This is a genomic window from Corynebacterium sp. HMSC065H09, from assembly GCF_001812845.1.
GTDB lineage: Bacteria > Actinomycetota > Actinomycetes > Mycobacteriales > Mycobacteriaceae > Corynebacterium > Corynebacterium jeikeium_D.
The window spans coordinates 178,367-199,149 of the sequence record NZ_KV810585.1; the positions used below are offsets into that span (position 1 = coordinate 178,367).

Annotated in this window: 19 protein-coding genes; 15 read left to right on the forward strand and 4 right to left on the reverse strand. The window is 60.9% G+C overall.

Annotated features, from left to right (window positions below):
- The first annotated feature begins 27 nt into the window (after positions 1 to 27).
- Positions 28 to 951, forward strand: a complete 924-nt coding sequence (locus HMPREF2878_RS04705; RefSeq protein ID WP_070652968.1) for a TDT family transporter — start codon at positions 28 to 30, stop codon at positions 949 to 951.
- On the opposite strand, the gene HMPREF2878_RS04710 is transcribed toward HMPREF2878_RS04705, so the two are convergent.
- Positions 952 to 2,142 carry an MFS transporter gene (locus HMPREF2878_RS04710; RefSeq protein WP_049189543.1) on the reverse strand — a complete coding sequence of 397 codons (1,191 nt, stop codon included), beginning with the start codon at positions 2,140 to 2,142 and terminating at the stop codon, positions 952 to 954.
- On the reverse strand, positions 2,142 to 2,867 hold the full coding sequence (locus HMPREF2878_RS04715) for an IclR family transcriptional regulator (RefSeq protein ID WP_049171587.1): 726 nt from the start codon (positions 2,865 to 2,867) through the stop codon (positions 2,142 to 2,144). The genes HMPREF2878_RS04710 and HMPREF2878_RS04715 overlap by 1 nt, the downstream gene beginning before the upstream one ends.
- A gap of 65 nt (positions 2,868 to 2,932) precedes the next feature.
- Here HMPREF2878_RS04715 and leuC point away from each other — a divergent pair, with 65 nt between their 5' ends.
- From leuC to HMPREF2878_RS04735, 4 genes are all read left to right on the forward strand, one after another.
- Positions 2,933 to 4,360, forward strand: a complete 1,428-nt coding sequence (leuC, locus tag HMPREF2878_RS04720; protein ID WP_049189542.1) for a 3-isopropylmalate dehydratase large subunit — start codon at positions 2,933 to 2,935, stop codon at positions 4,358 to 4,360.
- A gap of 62 nt (positions 4,361 to 4,422) precedes the next feature.
- The gene (leuD, locus tag HMPREF2878_RS04725) at positions 4,423 to 5,013 is read left to right on the forward strand and encodes a 3-isopropylmalate dehydratase small subunit (RefSeq protein ID WP_049189541.1); all 591 of its coding nucleotides are present in this window, start codon (positions 4,423 to 4,425) and stop codon (positions 5,011 to 5,013) included.
- Between the two features lie 48 nt (positions 5,014 to 5,061).
- Entirely contained in the window at positions 5,062 to 6,453 is a 1,392-nt protein-coding gene (locus tag HMPREF2878_RS04730) for a 3' terminal RNA ribose 2'-O-methyltransferase Hen1 (protein WP_070652922.1), read from the forward strand.
- Positions 6,454 to 6,455: 2 nt separating this feature from the next.
- Positions 6,456 to 8,924 carry a polynucleotide kinase-phosphatase gene (locus HMPREF2878_RS04735; protein WP_070652923.1) on the forward strand — a complete coding sequence of 823 codons (2,469 nt, stop codon included), beginning with the start codon at positions 6,456 to 6,458 and terminating at the stop codon, positions 8,922 to 8,924.
- Positions 8,925 to 8,927: 3 nt separating this feature from the next.
- On the opposite strand, the gene HMPREF2878_RS04740 is transcribed toward HMPREF2878_RS04735, so the two are convergent.
- Positions 8,928 to 9,908, reverse strand: coding sequence for an NUDIX hydrolase (locus HMPREF2878_RS04740; protein WP_187269903.1), 981 nt, complete (start codon positions 9,906 to 9,908; stop codon positions 8,928 to 8,930).
- 112 nt (positions 9,909 to 10,020) lie between these two features.
- Here HMPREF2878_RS04740 and HMPREF2878_RS04745 point away from each other — a divergent pair, with 112 nt between their 5' ends.
- Both HMPREF2878_RS04745 and HMPREF2878_RS04750 read left to right on the forward strand, forming a co-directional pair.
- Positions 10,021 to 11,019 carry an NAD(P)H-dependent glycerol-3-phosphate dehydrogenase gene (locus HMPREF2878_RS04745; RefSeq protein WP_070652925.1) on the forward strand — a complete coding sequence of 333 codons (999 nt, stop codon included), beginning with the start codon at positions 10,021 to 10,023 and terminating at the stop codon, positions 11,017 to 11,019.
- 35 nt (positions 11,020 to 11,054) lie between these two features.
- On the forward strand, positions 11,055 to 12,158 hold the full coding sequence (locus HMPREF2878_RS04750; RefSeq protein ID WP_069358787.1) for a D-alanine--D-alanine ligase family protein: 1,104 nt from the start codon (positions 11,055 to 11,057) through the stop codon (positions 12,156 to 12,158).
- 10 nt (positions 12,159 to 12,168) lie between these two features.
- Here HMPREF2878_RS04750 and HMPREF2878_RS04755 read toward each other — a convergent pair whose 3' ends face one another.
- The gene (locus HMPREF2878_RS04755) at positions 12,169 to 13,149 is read right to left on the reverse strand and encodes a DUF3515 domain-containing protein (protein WP_070652926.1); all 981 of its coding nucleotides are present in this window, start codon (positions 13,147 to 13,149) and stop codon (positions 12,169 to 12,171) included.
- Positions 13,150 to 13,261: 112 nt separating this feature from the next.
- Between HMPREF2878_RS04755 and HMPREF2878_RS04760 the strand changes: the two genes are divergently transcribed.
- The 8 genes from HMPREF2878_RS04760 to HMPREF2878_RS04795 are packed head-to-tail and all read left to right on the forward strand — an operon-like array spanning position 13,262 to position 20,764.
- Positions 13,262 to 14,218, forward strand: a complete 957-nt coding sequence (locus tag HMPREF2878_RS04760) for a thiamine-phosphate kinase (protein ID WP_049171566.1) — start codon at positions 13,262 to 13,264, stop codon at positions 14,216 to 14,218.
- 37 nt (positions 14,219 to 14,255) lie between these two features.
- The gene (locus HMPREF2878_RS04765) at positions 14,256 to 14,921 is read left to right on the forward strand and encodes a uracil-DNA glycosylase (RefSeq protein WP_048735462.1); all 666 of its coding nucleotides are present in this window, start codon (positions 14,256 to 14,258) and stop codon (positions 14,919 to 14,921) included.
- A gap of 6 nt (positions 14,922 to 14,927) precedes the next feature.
- On the forward strand, positions 14,928 to 16,454 hold the full coding sequence (locus HMPREF2878_RS04770) for a DAK2 domain-containing protein (protein WP_049189537.1): 1,527 nt from the start codon (positions 14,928 to 14,930) through the stop codon (positions 16,452 to 16,454).
- 4 nt (positions 16,455 to 16,458) lie between these two features.
- Positions 16,459 to 18,609: an ATP-dependent DNA helicase RecG gene (locus tag HMPREF2878_RS04775; RefSeq protein ID WP_070652927.1), complete on the forward strand. Its 2,151-nt coding sequence runs from the start codon at positions 16,459 to 16,461 to the stop codon at positions 18,607 to 18,609.
- A 24-nt stretch (positions 18,610 to 18,633) separates the two neighbouring features.
- Positions 18,634 to 18,906, forward strand: a complete 273-nt coding sequence (locus HMPREF2878_RS04780; protein WP_070439653.1) for an acyl-CoA carboxylase biotin carboxyl carrier protein subunit — start codon at positions 18,634 to 18,636, stop codon at positions 18,904 to 18,906.
- Positions 18,907 to 19,473: a 16S rRNA (guanine(966)-N(2))-methyltransferase RsmD gene (gene rsmD / locus HMPREF2878_RS04785; RefSeq protein ID WP_048735471.1), complete on the forward strand. Its 567-nt coding sequence runs from the start codon at positions 18,907 to 18,909 to the stop codon at positions 19,471 to 19,473. It begins immediately after the preceding gene.
- A gap of 45 nt (positions 19,474 to 19,518) precedes the next feature.
- A complete protein-coding gene (gene coaD / locus HMPREF2878_RS04790) occupies positions 19,519 to 19,992 on the forward strand; it encodes a pantetheine-phosphate adenylyltransferase (RefSeq protein WP_016422540.1) in 474 nt (157 codons plus the stop codon).
- Between the two features lie 10 nt (positions 19,993 to 20,002).
- Entirely contained in the window at positions 20,003 to 20,764 is a 762-nt protein-coding gene (locus HMPREF2878_RS04795) for an SPFH domain-containing protein (RefSeq protein ID WP_049171555.1), read from the forward strand.
- Positions 20,765 to 20,783: the final 19 nt, after the last annotated feature.

Here is a 20,783-nt window from a genome sequence, read left to right on the forward strand (position 1 = left end):
TGCAGCAAGCGCAAATACGGTATGGGCATGACCGACTCTCCTCGCAGTGATGTGCTTGCGCCCGCCGGGCCCGCGTGGGCAGGATCTCTGATGGGTACGTCCATCTTCGCTACGCTTGCGCACATTCATGACGTGCCGATGGTTCCGGAGCTGCTTCTCATCGTGGCAGTAGGCATTCTCGGTTTCATAGTGGTTGGCTGGTTGCGTCTTCGAAACCCGCCTTTCCACTCGAAGTTGATGGCACCGTGGGGCATGCTCTCGATGGGCATCATGGCTCTCGGTAGTGCTGCGACTGCGCTATCTAGTAACTCATCGTGGCAGCTGGTGTCCTGGTGGATTGGTGCGCCGCTGGCTATCTACGTCAGCCTTCGTCAGCTGCGAGGATTCGAAGGCGAACCAACTTTTCAGTGGGGCCTCGCGCTAGTCGCCCCGATGGTGGCGGCGACAAGTGGCGCGCAGCTGAGCGTTGACTACGGCACGTTCTATCACGTCTGCGCACAAATACTCTTTTGGATGGCGCTGATTACGGTTCTGCCGGTTTTCGTACGCTGCTACGTCGCGCTGTTCTCTGGCGCCATGCGCATCCCCGATTCCATCGCCGGTACTGCCTGGATTCCGCTCGGGCTGGTCGGTCAGTCCACGGCTGCTGCGCAGCTGCTTTTCAACCGAACCTTCGCTGTTGCTTACGGCACCGCTGTGCTCATCGTCGGTGTCTTCCTCGCCGTCATTGCTTTACGACGATTCACCCGCGCCGTAATCCGTTGGGCCGGCTATAGCCCTGGTTGGTGGGGTGCAACCTTCCCCGTGGGCACTCTGAGTCTTGGTACGCACAGCCTGGGTGACATTACCGGCGTGCAGTGGCTATACGTGGTTAGCGCTGGGCTGCTGTGTTTGCTGGCTGTGCACTGGGTAGCGTGCGTGGCTCGATTTGTTTGGTGGGCGCGGAGCTAGCTAGTCAAGCTCGACCCGCACCCGCCCGTTGCGGTTCTGGTCTTCTCGTGGCGCAATACCCAGCGCGGCGGCGGGGAACAGAGCCGTGACGGCAAACAGCGCGGGGAAGCCCGCAGCGGCCACAATCGCACCCGAAACCGGAGGCGTTGCAGCGTAGATAATGTTCTGGAACGTGTTCTGCGTACCCATAGCGCGTCCGGACCAGAAGGGGCCTGCGTATTCAGCAACTGCGGTGAAGGCGAGTCCATTCGGGCTGACTACAGCAACGGCCAGTGCGCAGACCAGCAAAGTTCCAAGCGTGCGCCAATCAGCCCAGCTGGCAATCATCATTGCGACAGCCAAAACAAAGGTCGCACCCGAGACCCAGCGGTAGGGGCGGATGCGAGATCGCACTCGGTCAGAGACCACACCCATCAGTGCTCGCGATCCGGCACCGAGCAGCTGCGAGACCATCACAATTGTGCCCGCCGTGCCATCGGAGTACCCCACAGACAGCAACCACACCAGAATGTAGGCACCCATCATCGACTGCGGCCAGGACAGCAGCGCCGAGGCGATGTGGATGCGCACGAGGTACTTGCCGTCCCGGTAGGGGCTGGCCGTGACGGTGGGGTTCGAGGCATCAGGGCGAGGGGGATTCTTCACGCCTATCAGTACAAGCAACGCCAGCACGGCGCACAGGATTGCGGGCATCGCGAGTGCGACTCCGATGCTGTAATTCTGCGCGAGAGGGTGCAGGGTTACCGCTGATAGTGCAGCGCCGAGGGGCTGAGCCATTTGGCGAATGCCCATCGCAGTGCCGCGCTGATGCGGTGGGTACCAGCCCGACACCACGCGGCCGGATGCCGAATTCACGCTCGCCGCCGCACACCCGGCGAGAAAGAGCGTGGCCCCGAGCAGAGCCGGGCTTGACGACGAAGCTAGCGCCGCAAGCCCCGTCGTTAAGGCAGTAGAGGTCAGGCCGGCGAACAGAGCTGCGCGTTCGCCATAGCGGTCGACAAACCAGCCCCAGGCGATGAGCGTGAAGACAATACCGGCCGCCGGCATTGCTGCGACGAGGCCGGCGGCGGAGAGGCTTAAGCCGTTTTCCTGTAGGGATGGGATGAGAAAAGGCACACCCATGTGAACGACGGACGAACCGACCGCCGCGAACATGGACAGAAGAAGGACAAGGTGACGGTAAGCGGGCATTACAGTCGGGAGCTCATCTCTTCAGCGGCGCCGAGAACCTTTGCGCCCCAGCATTCGTAGGGCGACGGAGTCATGCGCTCCACGGGGCCGGAGACGGATAGGACTGCAATCATGCGCTGGTTGCTGTCGAAAACCGGGGCGGAGACGGAGGCAAGTGCGGGGTCGCGCTCACCCATGGACTCGGACCAGCCGAGACGTCGGCAGTCGTCGAGGTCCTGTTGGTTGAAGTCGGCGTCGGGAAGCATTCGCTCAGCGAGGTTGGCCGGGCCAAAGGCCAGGAGAACACGTGCGGCGGAGCCGGCGGTTAGCGGCATGCGAGAGCCAACTGGCACGGTGTTGCGCAGTCCGGTGGCGGGCTCCATGGAGGCAATACAGGTGCGGGTATCGCCGGTGAGACGGTAGAGCTGCACGGACTCTCCGGTTACCTCTACTAGCTTCGGCAGGATGTGCGCTGCGGCGTCGGCAAGCAGGTCGGTTGTGACAGGCGTGATCTCGGTGAGGCCGGGGCCCGTCGTCCAGCGGCCGTCCGGAGTGCGGGTGACAAGGCGGTGTACTTCCAACGCCGTGGCCAGCCGATGGGCGGTGGCGCGGGGCAGGCCGGTGTCGTCACAGAGCTCGGCGAGGGTGCGTGGAGTTTCTGCAACAGACTTGAGAATGAGTACCGAACGGTCGAGAACCTTAATGCCACTTAGAGCTGGCGTCTCGGATGTGCTAATCTGTCCCATGCCATGATATTAACATCTCATTCCTTGAGATAAAAGAGATATATCCGGAAGGCGGCTCACCCACTATGCGCACCACGGACACCAGCCCGAAGACTCTGGCCGAGAAAGTCTGGCATGACCACGTAGTCAAGCAAGGCGACAACGGCGAACCAGATCTGATTTATATCGATCTGCACCTCGTCCACGAGGTTACCTCGCCGCAGGCTTTTGATGGCCTCCGTCTGGCAGGGCGCAAGGTACGCCGCCCGGATTTGACCATCGCAACCGAGGACCACAACGTTCCGACCACTGTCGCCGGCGGCAAAATCAATCTGATTGAGGAGCCGACCTCTCGTACCCAGATTGCCACACTGCGCAAGAACGCCGAGGAGTTCGGTATCCGCCTGCATCCGATGGGCGACCGCGAACAGGGTATCGTGCACGTCGTCGGCCCACAGCTGGGCCTGACTCAGCCGGGCACCACCGTCGTCTGTGGTGACTCGCATACCGCAACCCACGGTGCTTTCGGTGCTATGGCCTTCGGTATCGGTACCTCGGAGGTTGAGCACGTTCTGGCTACCCAGACCCTGCCGCTGAAGCCTTTCAAGACCATGGCGGTCAACGTCACCGGCGAACTGCAGGATGGTGTTACCGCCAAGGATTTGATTCTGGCGATTATCGCCAAGATTGGCACCGGCGGTGGTCAGGGCCACGTTATTGAGTACCGCGGCGAGGCCATCGAGAAGCTGTCGATGGAAGCCCGCATGACCATTTGCAACATGTCCATCGAAGCCGGTGCCCGTGCCGGCATGATTGCTCCGGACGAGACCACCTTCGAATACCTGAAGGACCGCCCGCACGCGCCGCAGGGCGAGCAGTGGGACGAGGCAGTCGAATACTGGAAGTCCCTGGTTACTGACGAGGACGCGAAGTTCGACAAGGTCGTTGAAATCGACGGTTCCGCGCTGACTCCATTCGTTACCTGGGGTACTAACCCTGGCCAGGGCGTGCCGCTGGGGGAGACCGTGCCAGATCCGGAGTTCATCGCTGAGGACTCCGACCGCATCGCGGCCGAACGCGCACTGGAGTACATGGATCTGAAGCCGGGCACCCCGATGCGCGACGTCAAGGTCGACGTGGTCTTCGTAGGTTCCTGCACCAACGGCCGCATCGAGGACATGCGCGCCGTCGCCGACGTGCTGAAGGACCGCAAGGTTGCCGACGGCGTCCAGATGCTCATCGTGCCGGGCTCCGCAAAGGTCCGTGCGCAGGCTGAGGAAGAGGGACTGGGCAAGATCTTCGAAGAGGCAGGCGCCGAATGGCGTATGCCGGGCTGCTCCATGTGCCTGGGCATGAACCCGGATCAGCTGACCCCGGGCCAGCGTTGCGCTTCGACCTCCAACCGCAACTTCGAGGGCCGTCAGGGCAAGGGTGGTCGTACCCACCTGGTCAGCCCGGCTGTCGCCGCAGCCACTGCCGTCGCCGGTCACTTCGCAGCACCGGCTGATCTCTAACTGACTCTCACTGCCGATCTTTGTACAACAGACCCAAGCAGAACTTCTAAGGACCTTTCACTATGGAAAAGTTTGATACTCACACCGGCGTCGGCGTTCCCCTGCAGCGATCCAACGTCGACACTGACCAGATCATCCCGGCTGTCTACCTAAAGCGCGTCACCCGCACCGGATTCGAGGATGGCCTGTTCAGCAACTGGCGCAACAACGAGTCCGACTTCGTGCTCAACCGTCCGGAATACGCAAAGGGCTCCGTCCTCGTAGCAGGGCCGGACTTCGGTACCGGTTCTTCCCGCGAGCACGCCGTGTGGGCCCTGATGGACTACGGTTTCCGCGTCGTCATCTCCTCCCGCTTCGCCGATATCTTCCGTGGCAATGCCGGCAAGGCGGGGCTGCTCGCCGCACAGATGCAGCAGTCCGATGTCGAGCTGCTGTGGAAGCTGCTGGAGGCTAACCCTGGCATGGAGCTCACCGTCAACCTGGAGACCCGCACCGTCGAGGCCGGTGAGCAGGTCTTCCCGTTCGAGGTCGACGACTACACCCGCTGGCGTCTGATGGAAGGGCTTGACGACGTCTCCCTGACCCTGCGCAACGAAGCGGACATTGTGGCCTACGAGGAGAGTCGTCCGGCCCATAAGCCGAAGACGCTGTAGGTCAAAAAATGCTCTAGTCCAATCCGCGGTAGGCGTTAGACTTGCCGTATGTATCTGGCAATCACTAAACACTCTCGGCTCGGTGAATCTTCGCCTGCTGAATCGGCACGCGATTTGGGATTTATTTTGCGAAAGCATCCCGATCGCGTGCATGAGTCCGAGTTAAAGTTCGGTGTTGCCAGAGTCTTTTTCCCCACGGCTACCGATGCCGAATGCACGGCAGCCCTTTGGGTTGATATTGACCGCGATGAGCTGCTGAAACTCAAGCAGTACCGCGCTGATACGTTCAATCTGACCGGCTACATCAATGACCGGCAATGGGCCGCGTCATCGCTTATGACAGTGGCGCTGAAGTCCGTCTTCTCCACGGCGATGGTCATGGAAAAGCCCTCGCCTTACGACGAAACCCCGAGCGACCTCACCGCGACAGTCGCCGCGGTACCCGGCACCGAGGAAGAAATCCGGGCTCTGTTCGAACCGCTGGGGTGGAACGTCGCCTGCGATTTTTCGAACAATATTGCCGGCCAGAAGTTCTCACCGACGATAACGCTTTCGGGTAGGGCAACCGTCCGCGATTTGCTCAATCACCTGTATATTCTGCTGCCCGTCCTCGACGGTGGGAAACACTATTGGGTCGATGACCGGGAAATCGACAAGCTCGCCGCGCGTGCGCGGGACTGGCTACCGGAGCACCCACAGCGGGAGAGAATCCTGGGGCGCTATCTTGCGGATCAAAAAGGCCTGGTCAACGAGGCCGTCGTGAAGCTCGCTGGGGAAGCCGCTGCAATCGAACTGCCCCGCGGTGACCAGCCAGCCAAGCCACTTAATCGACAGCGCCAAGAGCGAGTACTGCGTGAAGTACTTAGCCTGCGCCCGCGCAGTGTAGTCGACATCGGCTGCGGTTCCGGCGTGCTACTGGGGCCGATGCTGGAGAATCCGCGAATCGCGCAGATCGTTGGTACCGATGTTTCTGTGGGGGAGCTTCGTAAGGCGCACAAGGCGCTGAACCTAGATTGCATGCCGGAGCGCCAAGCCGCGCGGGTTGAGCTTTTCCAATCCTCGGTCACCTATGCCGATGAGCGCATTGCGAACATGGACGTGGCAATCCTGATGGAGGTCATCGAGCACATTGATGCCGACCGGCTGCCCGCGTTGGAGAACAACGTCTTTGGGCTCGCACGCCCGCAGTATGTCATCGTCACCACCCCAAATAGTGACTACAACGCTTGCTACCCAAACCTAGAGCCTGGACAGTTCCGGCACCTCGATCACCGTTTCGAGTTCAGCCGCGCGGAATTTCGTCAGTGGGCCAGGGGCGTGGCCGAGAAGTTCGGTTATCTGGTGGACTTCGACGGTATTGGGGACGTGCACGAAACTTACGGCCAACCTACACAAATGGCGGTCTTTTCCTACGACTTCACCGCAGCAGAGGAGAGCTAACTATGAGTACCATCTCACTTCCTAACCTCAGCTTGGTCATGCTGGTCGGTGTCTCCGGTGCTGGAAAGTCGACCTTTGCGGCACGACACTTCGGCCCGTTTGAAGTCGTATCCTCGGATACTTGTCGCGGCATTGTTTCCAACGATCCGAATAACCAGGCGGCGACGGTGCCTGCTTTTGAGCTGCTGGAGACGATCGTCGGCAAGCGGCTGGAAGCAGGCTTGCTCACCGTGGTCGATGCGACGAATGTGAAACCGCAGGACCGCGCCCGGCTCGTGAAGCTGGCGCGCAGACACCATGCGCTCAGTGCTGCTATCGTTTTGAATCTTCCGTTGGCGGAGGTGAAGGAGCGGCACAGGCAGCGCACTGACCGCAACTTCGGAGTGGAGGTGTTGGAGCGTCAGCACCGTGACCTGCGCCGAGGGCTCAAGCACCTGAAGCGCGAGAAGATTCACAACGTTTTCATCTTGAATTCCGCGGAGGAAATCGACAACGTCACCATTGAACGTGTGCCGCTGAAGGTCGATCGCAGCGATCTCCACGGCCCTTTCGACATCATCGGCGATGTCCATGGTTGCTTCGACGAGCTGACCGCACTGCTGGAGAAACTCGGCTACGAGCTCTCGGCGGATGGCAGCAATGCTCATCACCCAGATGGCCGCAAGGCCATTTTCGTTGGTGACCTCGTTGACCGCGGCCCCAATAGCCCAGCCGTCTTGAAGCTGGTCATGGGGATGGTCTCGGACGGCAATGCTCTCTGCGTGCCCGGAAACCACGACTCTAAGTTGGTGCGCGCCCTCGACGGCCACAACGTCACCACGGGCCACGGGCTGGCCGAAACGCTCACTCAGCTCGCAGGCGAAAGTGAGGAGTTCCGGAAGGACGTCCGCGACTTCATCGACCACCTGCCTGTGCACTACGTGCTTGATGACGGAGCCCTGGTCGTAGCCCACGCGGGACTGCCTGAGCACCTCCATGGCAGGGCCTCTGGAAAAGTCCGCGAGTTCGCGCTCTACGGTGCGACTACTGGCAAGCTCGATGAAAATGGCCTGCCAGAACGTCTGGATTGGGCGGCGGACTACCGCGGTGCCGCCCGTGTTGTCTATGGCCACATGGAAGCGGACCGTCTGCGCTGGGTCAATAACACCATGTGCATCGACACCGGTTGCGTATTCGGCGGTAAGCTCTCTGCGCTGCGCTATCCCGAACTAGAGAACGTGCAGGTCGATGCAAAGCAGACGTGGTGGGAGGCCCCATCCCGCAAGACCACCAACCGACCGGAGTCCGAGCTGCGTATCACTGATGTGTTAGACGTCGATGGTATCCAGACTGGGCGCCATGGACGCATCCGCATTGATAGTGACCGCGCGGCTGCAGCGCTGGAAACCATCAGCCGTTTCACGCTCGCGCCCGAGAGAATTCCTTACCTGCCACCGACCATGTCACCGGCGCCGACCTCACAGCGGGAAGGCTTCCTGGAACACCCGGAGGAGGCATTCCGCTACTACGCTGAACACACTGACCAGGTCATTTGTCAGGAAAAGCACATGGGTTCCCGAGCTGTGCTCTGCCTGATTCGGCCAGGAGCAAAGACCCGTTTCGGTGCTAGCACCTACGCATATACCCGTACCGGACGCGCCTTCTTCGAAGGTAAGAATCCAGCACTCGACGAAATGACCAAGGCCGCAGAGCGCGCCGGGCTTTTCGATCAATTCGGCGACTGGGTCCTGCTCGACGGCGAAATGTTGCCTTGGAATCTCAAGGCACAAGGGCTTATCGACGACATCTATGCACCCACTGCTGCCGCCGGTATTGGTGCTGCCAGACAGCTCGCGGCCGCTCTGCAGGCAGCTACCGGCAGGAGAATAGAGGTCGGCGGTCCCGCTCCAGAACAGACTCTGGACGAGCTCGAGAAGTTCCGCGCTGCTTACAACCGCAATGTCGACAGCGACAACAAGATTCAGTTCGCACCCTTCCAAGTGCTGGCAAGTGAGGATGCCACCTGGCACTACAAGCCGCACTCATGGCACTTGGATATCGCGAACCAGCTGGTAGCAGCTGACAGTAAGATCTACCGGCAGACGCGCTGCTTCGTCCTCGACCCCAGTGACCCGGAACAGGTGGAGGCCGCATCGCAGTGGTGGTTGCAACTGACAGAGTCGGGCGGGGAGGGGGCCGTCGTCAAGCCAATGGAAAACGCGGCAGTGGACCGCCAGGTGCAGCCCGGCATGAAGGTGCGGGGGCGGGAGTATCTGCGCATGATTTATGGGCATGACTACCTGCACCCGCAGCGTCAAGAGCAGTTGAAGCGGCGAAATCTGCAGCACAAGCAGTCATCGGCGCTGCGCGAGTATGCCCTCGGCATTGAGTCGCTGGAGCGTCTAGCGGCGGGCGAGCCTCTGCATCGAATCCACGTCCCTGTCTTCGGCGTGTTGGCGCTGGAGTCAGAGCCGATGGATCCGAGGTTGTAGGGGTTACTTCACCGGCAGCGCCGAGGCGTAGTAATCAGCCGTGGTCATCACACCGTCGTTGAAGCCCAGCACCCAGGCAGAGCCCTTCTTGCACAGGATTTCCTCGTCGAAGGGCAGGGTGCCCTCAGCGGACCAGGCGGCAAGCAGGTCTGGGATGGTGATGCCCTGAGAGCAGATGACGCTGACTCCGCCTAGCGCGACAATGTCTTCGAATGCCTTCTTGGACTCAACCTGGTTGGCAATCCAGTGCTCGTCGCCAAGTCGTTCGTCGACCGTGACCTGCATGCCCAGCTCTGCGGCGAGTGGCGCGACGGTGTCCTGGCAACGCACGGGCTCGGCGGAGTAGATCCGCTCGGGGCGGAAGCCTTCCAGGGCAGAGACGAGCAGTTCCGCTTGACGACGTCCCTTCTTATCCAGTGGCCGCAGTGCATCATTGCCGTTCCAGTTGGTGCGACGGTGCGCACGCCCATGGCGAACCAGAATGAGACGGGTGTCCGGTTCCTTGTTCATGCGCTTGCGGGCTTTGACCAGCACGTCGCGGTCGAGGTCGTAGGACAGCAGCTCCTCGGCTTCGTCCCAGGAAACCCGACGAAGCTCGTTGACCTCGGAGTTCTGTTCGAATTCGCCGTCTAGAACCTCAGCGGTCCAGTACCAGACCAGCTTCGTGCGTCCGGCGACAGGGTAAGAGACGTTGCCGACGAGCTTGCCCAGACGGACGCGGTAGCCGGTCTCTTCCCAAATTTCGCGGACAGCGGTGGCAATGAGGTTCTCGCCGGCGTCGAGCTTGCCTTTCGGCAGCGACCAGTCGTCGTAGGAGGGACGGTGAATCACGCAGATTTCAGGGTTGTGGACATCGCCGCGCCATAGAACCGCGCCGGCCGCGAAGGTCGGCTTGGTGACATCCTGACCTGGCTTCGTTGGAATCTGGCGCAGGCGACCGGTCACGGAGGTATCGCCCTTGAGGTCCTTGTCCTCTTCGTGCATCATCGTGAATTCCCTTTCAATCCTTTGTCGCCGACCTAGTTTAGTATCGCAGTGTGAGAACGTCTCGCTAGACTTGTCGGAGATTAGAGACTAACGGAGGAAGGTCGCGGCGATGGTGCAGGTTTCAGTGATGGGTGCGGGCTCGTGGGGCACGACGCTCGCCAAGGTTTTTGCTGATGCGGGCAATCCTGTACGGCTGTGGTCGCGACGTGCGGAGCAGGCACAGCGTATTCAGATCAGCCGCGAGAACCACGACTACCTGCCTGGTCTGGGGCTGCCGCGCAACATCGAAGCCACCTCGGATGCAGAGGCCGCGCTGAAGGGCGCGGATGTGGTGGTGCTGGGCGTGCCCTCGCAGACTCTGCGTGACAACCTCAAGGTCTGGAAGGACTTCATCGGGCCGGAGACGATTCTGCTCAGCCTGGCCAAGGGTGTGGAGCGCGAGACACATCTGCGCATGAGTGAGGTAATTGCGGAGGTCACAGACCTGCCAGCAGAGCGTATTGCGGTGTTGTCCGGCCCGAACCTCGCCCGCGAGGTTGCGATGGAGCAGCCAGCGGCAACGGTCATTGCTTGCGCTGATGAGAACAATGCCAAGATGATTCAGGCGGCAGTTGCCACTAATTACTTCCGCCCGTACACCAACACCGATGTGATCGGCTGCGAAATCGGCGGTGCCTGCAAGAACGTCATTGCGTTGGCCTGCGGTATGGCCGCTGGTCAAGGATTGGGTGAGAACACGCTGGCAACCATTATCACCCGTGGCTTGGCGGAAATCACGCGTCTGGGCGACGCGGTTGGTGCAGAAGATAAGACTTTCGCGGGATTGGCGGGCCTCGGTGACTTGGTGGCCACTTGTTCCTCGCCGCTGTCGCGTAACCGCACCTTCGGTGACCGTCTCGGTCGCGGTGACACGATGGAGCAGGCGCAGCACGCCACGCGCGGTCAGGTGGCTGAGGGTGTGATTTCTTCAATCTCGGTCCGTGACCTCGCTCGTCGCAATGGCGTGGAAATGCCAATTACTGAGGCCGTTTACGCCGTCTGCCACGAAGGCGCGAAGGTCAATGAGACAATTCGCAAGCTGATGGGGCGAAGCCGCAAGTCGGAGTAACCACTTCAACGAGGTCGGGGCTAAACTAAGTCACCATGACTTCGTCGAATAGCTCGTCTGCAGATCGCATTTCCGTCGCCGTCATCTACGGTGGCGCAAGCCCTGAGCACAGCGTCTCCTGTGTCTCGGCCGGCGCAATTATGGATCACCTGGATGAGGACCGCTTCCGAGTGGTTCCCATTGGTATTACCAAGGATGGTGTCTGGACCGTCGGTACGCGTGAGACGGATACGCTGCGCACGCAGGGGCGTACGATGCCGGAGGTCATCCCGGGCGAGGAAGTTGCGCTGAGCACCTCGCCGTCACGCCGCGGTGAATTCCGCTTCGTCACCGGTGATCGCGCCGGCGAGGTTTTCGACACCGTCGACGTTATCTTCCCGGTCCTCCACGGTCCGCACGGCGAGGACGGCACGATTCAGGGGCTCTTTGAGCTTTCCGGCATTGCTTATGTCGGCCCGGGCGTGCTCGCTTCCGCGGCGGGAATGGATAAGGAACGCACGAAGAATCTCTTGCAGGCAGCGGGGCTTCCTATTGGCAAGCAGGTTGTTTTGCATGTCGGCGAGTCGCTTTCCGACGAGGACAAGGAGACCCTTGGCCTGCCGGTGTTCGTTAAACCTGCCCGTGGTGGATCGTCGATTGGTATCTCCCGCGTCGATGATTGGGCGAATCTGGATGCGGCGGTAGAGCTGGCCCGAGAGCACGACTGGAAGGTCATTGTAGAGGCCGGTGTAGACGGCGCCGAAGTGGAGATTGGTGTGCTGCAGCGCGCTGACGGCAGCCTGCAGGTATCAGTTCCGTCGTTGCTGCGTGGCACGGAGGACTCTGACGAGGGCTTCTACGGTTTTGAGACCAAGTACTTGGATGATGTCGTCTCGGCGCAGATCCCGGCTGAGCTGCCGGAGGATGTTTTGAAGGCACTGGACAAAGATGCTCGTCGGGCGTTCAGGGCACTGGGCTCTGATGGGCTGACTCGCGTGGACTTCTTTGTCACGGATAATGGCCCGATTATCAATGAGGTCAACACCATGCCGGGCTTTACCCCGATTTCGATGTACCCGCAGATGTTTGCGGCTTCCGGTGTTGCCTACGAGGAGCTGCTCAGCGCCCTGATTGAGCGGGCGCTGGTAGCTCGTCGATAGAAGTTGGTTCTTACTTTTCTTCGCTCGGCGAGATGTTCTCCAGGTTGTCCGCGATGACCGAGGAGAGCACCGGCATCAGTGAGCTGGCCTCCGACATCGGCATTTCAACGGCGACGAAGCGCTCCCGGCCCATGGCGTACCAGGTGGCGGAGGTACCAGAGGAAAGCGTTGGTTCGTTGAACCAGACAATGTCGCCAACCTGCGTCAGCTGCTGCGTGGTGGTGCTATAGCCAGCCGGCTCGTCGACACCACAGCGCAGCACCACCGGATCGGCTGGGGTGCCACCCCAAATGACCATGTCCTTCGGCATGTCAGCCGGCATTTCCTCTGCGCTCAGACGGTGACGGTTGCCAAGCTCGCGGGGGAGGGCAGCCTCCAAGCCGCTGCAGCGCTTATCAGCTTCCGGAGCTGCCAATTCTGCCAGCGGGACGCCGCCGCGCTCCGGCTTGTTCTTGTACTCGGAGTCCGGGCGCAGCGCCTCGGCGAGGTCACTCAGGGCATCCTCCGCCTCTGCATTTCCTTCGGCGGTAATCGCAACAACCGGTTCGCGCCCGACGGTGAACCAAGTCGCCAAAGACTCGTCGGTACTGTCGACAACACGCAGCCACGAAATGCCCTTGACCTCTTCGGTCTTAGCCAGCTCGTTGTACTGGCTAGGTACGTTCGCGCCACAGCGCAGCGTGATGCGGTCTTGTTCCAAGTTTCGGTACACAGCGGCGCCTTCTGGAGCCGGCTCTGCAATGTCGGCGCGAACCAGACCTGCGGCGCGATCTGGCAGTCGGTCGAGCAGTTCCGCACACTCGGGCGAGTCATTAGCGGGGAGCTCCGGGTTGGAAATCGCGACTGGCTTTGTTGCCTGATTATCCTGGTAAATCTTTGCGGCAAAAATGATGCCGAGGATAGAGATAATGGCGATAGCGAGTGCGATGCCCGCGCGTGTCCGGCTACCCTTGGACTGAACTGTTTCTCCCGATGGGGGTGCGTCTACCATGGGCCTGATTCTACGTTGTCCGGTACCAACTCCAATTGGTTGGGGGGCAATACCGAGACGGGTTCCGCTATTAACGGTTAACCATCGACTATTAGGAATGTGACTCGACACTGTGACTGAATTGACCATTGGCGATATTGGCGAGTTTGGGGTCATTGAGGCCATCCGGGCTATCGCCCCGTCGGCACGCAATGGCGACGATGCCGCCGTCTTGACGCAGACAACCCCCAACGCCCGTTTTGTCACTTCCACCGACATGTTGGTGGAAGGGCGCCATTTCCGCCTGGACTGGTCGACACCTCAGCAAGTTGGAGCTAAGGCCGCAGTACAGAATTTCGCCGATATCGAATCGATGGGTGCGCGTCCAACGGCCATGCTTTTCGCCATCTCAGCACCGCTGCATACTCCGGTGAGTGTGGTCACCGGTATCGCCGAGGGGTTGTGGCAGGAAGGCAAGCAATGTCCGGCGGAGCTCGTCGGTGGTGACATGGTCAGCGGAGATTCTCTGGTGATTTCCATCAGTGCGATGGGCGAACTTGGTGGGCTTGGGCGGCCGCTGCTGCGCTCAGCGGCACGCGCGGGGGATACGGTGATTGCGTCGGGACGCATCGGCTACTCTGCTGCGGGCCTTGCGCTGCTGCAGCACTGCGGAAGCCCGGCAAAGGTTCCAAGCGAGTTTGCGCAGCTGGTGGCAGCACACTGTACGCCCGAATTTGAATATCGCAGGGGTGCTACGGCGCGAGCCACAGGTGTGCGTTCACTGACGGACAATTCCGATGGACTGGTGGTGGATCTCCGCGCTATTGCGCAGGCCTCCAGGGTTACTTTGGAAGTTGACAGCAGTGCCATTGCGCCCGATGAGTTGCAGATTGCCGCTGGTGAATACCTGGGCATCGACCCGTGGGAGTGGGTGCTTACCGGCGGGGAGGACCACACACTGATCGGTTCGACGCCGGGGGAGCCTCCGACGGGGTTCCGCGCTATCGGCACGGTGTCGAAGGAAAAGTTCGATTCGGTGCTTATCGACGGCAAACCTCCTGCCCGCGATGCCGGTTGGGTTTCCTTTTAAGAGTTCGAAGAGGTTTTGAGAAGAAAGGCTGCATGACATGGATCCGTTGCCGGTCGAAGAAGGGTGGCAGAAGGCGCTGGAGCCAGTGGCCGATGACATCCACCGGATGGGGCAGTTCCTGCGCGAGGAGAACGCGGCCGGCTACGGTTACCTGCCCGCGGGCACCGATGTGCTGCGCGCCTTTACTTATCCATTCGATGAGGTCAAGGTGCTCATTATCGGTCAGGACCCGTACCCGACCCCGGGGCATGCGATGGGGCTTAGCTTCTCGGTCCAGCCGGATGTGAAGCCGGTACCGCGGTCGTTGGCGAATATTTTTAAGGAGTACTCCTCCGACCTGGGGCTCCCGACTCCCTCCAACGGTGACCTCACTCCGTGGAGTAGGCAGGGCGTGGCCCTGTTCAACCGTGTACTGACCGTGCGCCCGGGTGCTGCTGCCTCGCACCGCGGTAAGGGCTGGGAGGCAATCACGGAGCATGCCATCAAAGCATTGGTCGCCCGTGATCAGCCTCTCGTGGCCATTCTGTGGGGACGCGACGCGCAGAGTTTGCAGCGTTGGCTCCCCGGCGTGGACTGCATCTGTTCGCCGCACCCGTCACCGCTGTCGGCATCCCGTGGGTTCTTTGGGTCGCGTCCGTTCAGCCGGGCCAATGAGTCGCTGATTCGTCAGGGAGCTACCCCTATCGACTGGACGCTAGAATAGGAATTCATGTCTTTGCAGATTGGTTCTGCCGCCATCGTCGGCTGGGTTGCCCGGGGGATTGACGCGCTTCAATCCCGCCGCGATGAGATCAACAGTCTCAATGTCTTCCCAGTACCGGATTCCGATACCGGGTCGAATATGCTCGCGACGTTGAGTTCGGCCTATGAGGAAGCGCAAAAGGCTGACGCTTCCGATGTTCGCGCAGTCACCGCGGCCCTAGCTGCCGGTGCAGTGCGCGGTGCCCGCGGTAATTCGGGCACTGTGCTCTCGCAGGTTTTTCGCGCGGTGGCTGAGGCTGCCTCCGGTAGTGGCATTGGCGTTGAGTCGGTACAACACTCGCTAAAGCTAGCTGTGCAACATGTTTCCCAAGCGATTGCCAATCCGGTGGAGGGCACGATTCTGACAGTCCTGCGGCACGCCGCGATTGCCGCGGAGGAATTTGAGGGCGACTCGATTGAGGAGCTCGCCGACACGATCGCGGATGCCGCTCGCGATGCGCTGGCGAAAACCCCCAGCCAGCTCCCGGCACTGCAGCAGGCGGGCGTGGTCGACGCCGGCGGCGCGGGGTTGGTCATTCTGCTCGACGCGCTTGCCGACGAAGTCAGCGGCCGCGCAGCCGCACCGGTCGATTTGCATGTCGACGCGCCACACGTAGCCACCGTTGAGATGGAGGTCATGTACCTGATTTCCTTGGCGGATACCCAGGCGGTGGAAGCGCTGCGAGAGCGGTTGAACCCGCTGGGCAATTCGCTCATCATCGCAGGTGATGCTGGTAATGCGGAGACCGCGCAGTACATGGTGCACATCCACACAGTGGAGCCGGGCGCGGTTATCGAGGCAGCACTTGACTTCGGTCGTCCGGAACGCATCCGTATCGAGGTGCTCGATGAGCCGGAGACAACACCTGAGTCCACTCGCATCCTCATTGCGGTAGTGCCGGACGGTCCGCTGAATGATCTCATCACCTCCTCTGGGGCGATTGCTATCAGCCCGACCCCCGCTCCGACTCCCACATCCACTCCCACAGATCGAGCAGCCATCGCCGACCAGGAGTTCGCTGACAATGTGGTCACCAAGGCACTGACTGCCATGAGGGGCGCGGACGAGGTTATCCTGCTGCCAAATGGGCTGGTCAGCGACCAGGAATTGGCGGATATCGAATTCGCTGCTGCCGCGGCTAATCCGACGCTCGCGGTAGTGTCCACAGTCTCCATTCCGGCTGGCCTTGCTGCCTTGGCCGTGCATTCGGCTGAGCTGCCGCTGGCGGTTGCTGCGTATGCGATGGGAGAGGCTGCCAATGGCACGCGAACGGCTGTAGTCGCTGCGGACGTCGATAAGCCCCTGACTGACGCGCTCACAGAGACCATCTCAGACCTGTTGGCTGGCGGCGGGGAACTAGTGACTCTGCTGCTCGGGCGCGGAGCTGAGGGCGTGGACATAGCGCAAGTGCGGGCGCGGCTGGACAAGCCTGTGGAGGTCGTAGCCTATGATGCGACCGGCATCGATGAGCTGGTGCAGGTAGGAATCGAGTAGCGCGATGCTCGGATGGCTCGGCTCGGATTATGCGCGCACGCCCCTGAATATCGTGGTGGGGCCAAAGATTGCAAAGAAGCTGCATACGGCTTTTGGTATGGAGACCGTCTCGGATGCGCTGACGAATTTCCCGAAGCGCTACGTGGCGCAGGGTAAGAGCTTAGATGTGTCATTTTCCGACATTGGCGACACCATCACCACAGTCGTGGAGGTGCACAGCATTTCGCCAGCGCCCGCCTTCGCCGACCGACGCAAGCCACTGAAAATCTATGTCAGCGACGGCGTGCGCATTCTTCCGGCCGCGATTTTCGGTGCCGAATGGCTGCGCAATATGCTGCACCCCGGTGTGCGTCTACTCATTGTTGGCACGCTCAGCGAGTTCCGCAATGAGCTACAGCTGAAGAATGTTGATTGCATGGTGCTTAAAGCCGATGGTTCGGTAGGCGCAGCCACTGGCAAGCTGGCCACACTGACGAAGACAGCCAAGGGGATTGCGGAGATGCAGCGGCTGCTCACGCGCCCCTATCTGCCCATTTACCGTGGCCGTAAAGGAGTAGCGGGTATTCACCTGGCTCTGTACATGCAGCGCATCCTCGAATGGTTACCGCTGCAGCCAGACCCATTGCCCGCCACGCCGGAGGGACTTACCGATTTCGACTCCGCACTGCGTGGCGCACACTTTCCCTCCATCGCGGGCCCCGATATTGCGCTTGCCCGTCTGAAGTACGACGAAGCGCTTGAGCTCCAGCTCGCCGTTGGTGCACGCAAGCGTACTCAAGCGAGCCTCACCGCGCCGGCCTGCATGGAAGTCGCCGGGGGACTTCGCGACGAGCTACGCCGGGGGTTGCCGTTTTCGCTTACCGACGGTCAGGTCGCGGTCGCAGCCGATATTGCGCACGATATGGCGAGGCCTAACCCAATGAACCGCCTGCTAGCAGGTGAAGTTGGCTCGGGTAAAACCGTGGTGGCCCTGCTGGGAATGCTGCAAGCAGTCGATGCCAGCAGGCAGTGCGCGATGCTGGCGCCGACGGAAGTCCTGGCCCAACAGCACTACCGATCGCTGACAGCGATGCTGGAGCAAGCCGGAGTAGCAGTGACTGTACGACTGTTGACGGGATCGATGTCGACGAAGGAGCGCCGGGCAACCCTGTTGGAGGCAGTCAACGGGGAGGCTGACATTGTCGTCGGCACGCATGCCCTGCTCAGTGAGGGCGTGGAGTTCTTCGATCTCGGGCTGGTGGTCGTCGATGAGCAGCACCGCTTTGGTGTGCGCCAGCGCGATCAGCTGCGAAGCAGGGGACGGGGTGGAATGACACCGCATCTGTTGGTGATGTCGGCAACCCCGATTCCGCGCACGGTAGCGATGACCATTTTTGGCGACCTCGCAGTTTCGCAGTTGACGGAATTGCCACGGGGACGTCAGGAGATCCAATCTTTTGTCGTACCGACGCTGGAAAAGCCGCGCTGGGAGGCACGAACCTGGGAGCGGATTGGGGAAGAAGTGGCCAAGGGCAACCGCGCCTTCATTGTCTGTCCCCGCATTACCCGCGACGAGGAACAGTTCCTCGACGAGTCCGTGGAGGCGGTGTTCGACCGAGCGAGGAAGAAACTTCCCGGTGTACGTATCAGTCAGTTGCACGGCAATATGGCACCGGAGGACAAAGACCGCGTGATGCAGGCCTTTGCCACAGGACAGCTGGATGTGCTGGTGTCCACCACAGTTATCGAAGTCGGCGTGGATGTACCAGAGGCCACGATCATGATGATTCGCCGCGCCGAGAGCTACGGCATCTCGCAGATCCACCAGCTGCGCGGTCGTGTCGGCCGTGGTGACCGTGGTGGACTGTGCTTCCTGTGTACACACACGCATTCACAGACACCAGAGCGCACCCGGCTAGACCGCATTGCCGCCACCACCGACGGCATTCAACTGGCGGAGTTGGACCTGGCCACGCGTAGTTTCGGCGATCTGCTCGGCGATGACCAATCGGGACTGGCAACAGGCCTCGGCCTGGTGGACCTCACCACCGACGGCGAGATCATCGAGCGCACCCGACACGATGCCACGGCTCTCCTCGACAGTGATGAAAGGCTTGTGGGAGAGCTTATCTCCGATATCGATGAAGAGCAGTCGAACTACTTGGACCGCTCCTAGTAAGACCAAAGTAGACTGTTGGGCATGGTAAATGTCTGTGCACCTTTTGCAGGAGTAGTCCGCTGGGAGGTCGCCGAGAAAGACTCGGTGACGACCGGTCAGGTCATTGCGGTCGTGGAGGCCGTCAAGCTAGAAGCGCCGGTTTTAGCGCCCTGCCCGGGCACGGTCGCGGAGGTGGCGGCAGATCAATTTGTGGATGTCGAAGGCGGTCAGCTGCTGGCAAGAATCACGCCAGCAACTCACAGCGCCACGGCACAGCACAACGGCAACGAGAACACATCGCACGAAGGGAAGTAGATGACCCGCATTATTGCAGGTGAGGCACGCGGTCGTAGGCTAGTCGCGCCTAAGGGAGAGACCACTCGGCCAACTAGTGACCGCGCGAAGGAAGCCATCTTTTCCTCCTGGTCAACACGCTTTGGGCTAGAGGGAACTCGCGTTCTCGACCTGTTTGCTGGCTCGGGCGCGCTCGGTTTGGAAGCGGCTTCTCGCGGCGCGCGTTCCGTCGTGTTGGTGGAAAACGATCCGAACGCCATTGCCGCTATTGAAAAGAACATTCGCACCGTGGGGCATCCTGATGTGGCCGTGTCTCCGATGAAAGTGTCGTCGTACCTTGCGGGCGCGCCGGGCGAGCCTTTTGACCGCGTTATTGCGGATCCGCCCTATGAGCTGGCGGGGGAGGCCGTTACAGAGATGCTGGAGGCGCTGCGCAGTTTCCTCGCGCCGGGCGCGGTCGTGACTGTGGAGCGTCACCGCGATGACGAGGAGACGCAGTGGCCCGAGGGCTACGAACAGCTCCAGCAGAAGCTGAAGCGTCGCATTCACGGTTTGGCGCGCTTCGACACCGCTATCTACAACGCTTAACGTTCTTCTTTACGCTTTACGACGGCCAAAGGTGGTTTGACCTCTATGACTCACGCATGCTGCCCCGGTTCCTACGATCCCATGACCTCTGGTCACCTCGATGTGATTGAGCGTGCCGCGCGCCAATTCGATCAGGTGACCGTGCTGGTTACCCACAACCCGAATAAGCAGGGCATGTTCAACGTCGAAGAGCGCATGGACCTCATTCGGCAGTGCACGCAGCACTTGGACAATGTGCAGGTGGACTCCTGGTCGAAGCTGTTGGTTGACTACACCTCCGCGCAGGGTATCACCTGCCTGGTCAAGGGTCTGCGCTCGGCGGCGGACTACGAGTACGAGGCGCCCATGGCGCAGATGAATCGGCGCATGACGGGCATTGAGACTCTCTTTGTGGAAGCTGATCCGAAGTACGGTCATGTGTCGTCGACACTGATGAAGGAAGTTGTTCGCTACGGCGGTTCGGTGGAAGGGCTAGTTCCTGAGCCTGTCTTGCACGCCCTGCAGCGCCGACTGAAGTAGCATGTAAGTCATGTTTCGCGTCTTCGAATCTCTTGATGAACTGGTCCAGATCCTAGAAGAGGCACACGGCGTGCCACTGTCGGCCAATTGTATGGTTCCGCGTCAGCGTGTTCTCGAGTTGCTCGATGAGCTGAGGGATGCTTTCCCGGCTGAGCTCGATGACGCGCAGGATGTCTTGGACCAGCGGGATGAGATTATCAACGATGCTGAAGCCCGGGCGAACAACACCATTTCGACTGCGGATGAAGAAGCCCATCGCATTGTCGACGAGGCCGAGGCCCGCGCTAACCACACCGTCGAGGATGCCAATGCCCACGCAGCTGGCACCGTCGCGGCCGCTGAGGACGACGCCCGTCGCCTCCGCGAGGATGCTCAGCACGAGTACGACAGCATTGTGGATCGTGCTTCTGCCGAGTCCGATCGCCTGATTCACGCTGGTAACGAATCCTACGAGCGTTCCGTTGCGGAAGGCCGCGAAGAGCAGGCTCGCCTGGTCGCTGAGTCGACGGTCGTCCGCGAAGCCAACGACGAGGCGAATCGTCTGCTTTCCGACGCACACGCGGATTCCTCTCGCCTCCGTGAAGAGTGTGACCGCTACGTCGATTCCAAGCTCGCCGAGTTTGAACAGACTCTCCAAGAGACCCTGCGTAATGTCGGTCGCAATCGCTCTGTACTGCGTTCGGGAGCCGGTGCCGTCGGCGGTGGTGCAGGGGCACAGAGCGCGCCGTCTTCCTTCTCCGAGGGGCAGGAACGCCGCCGGTACGAGCGTTAGCGCATCTTCGGGGTAGACT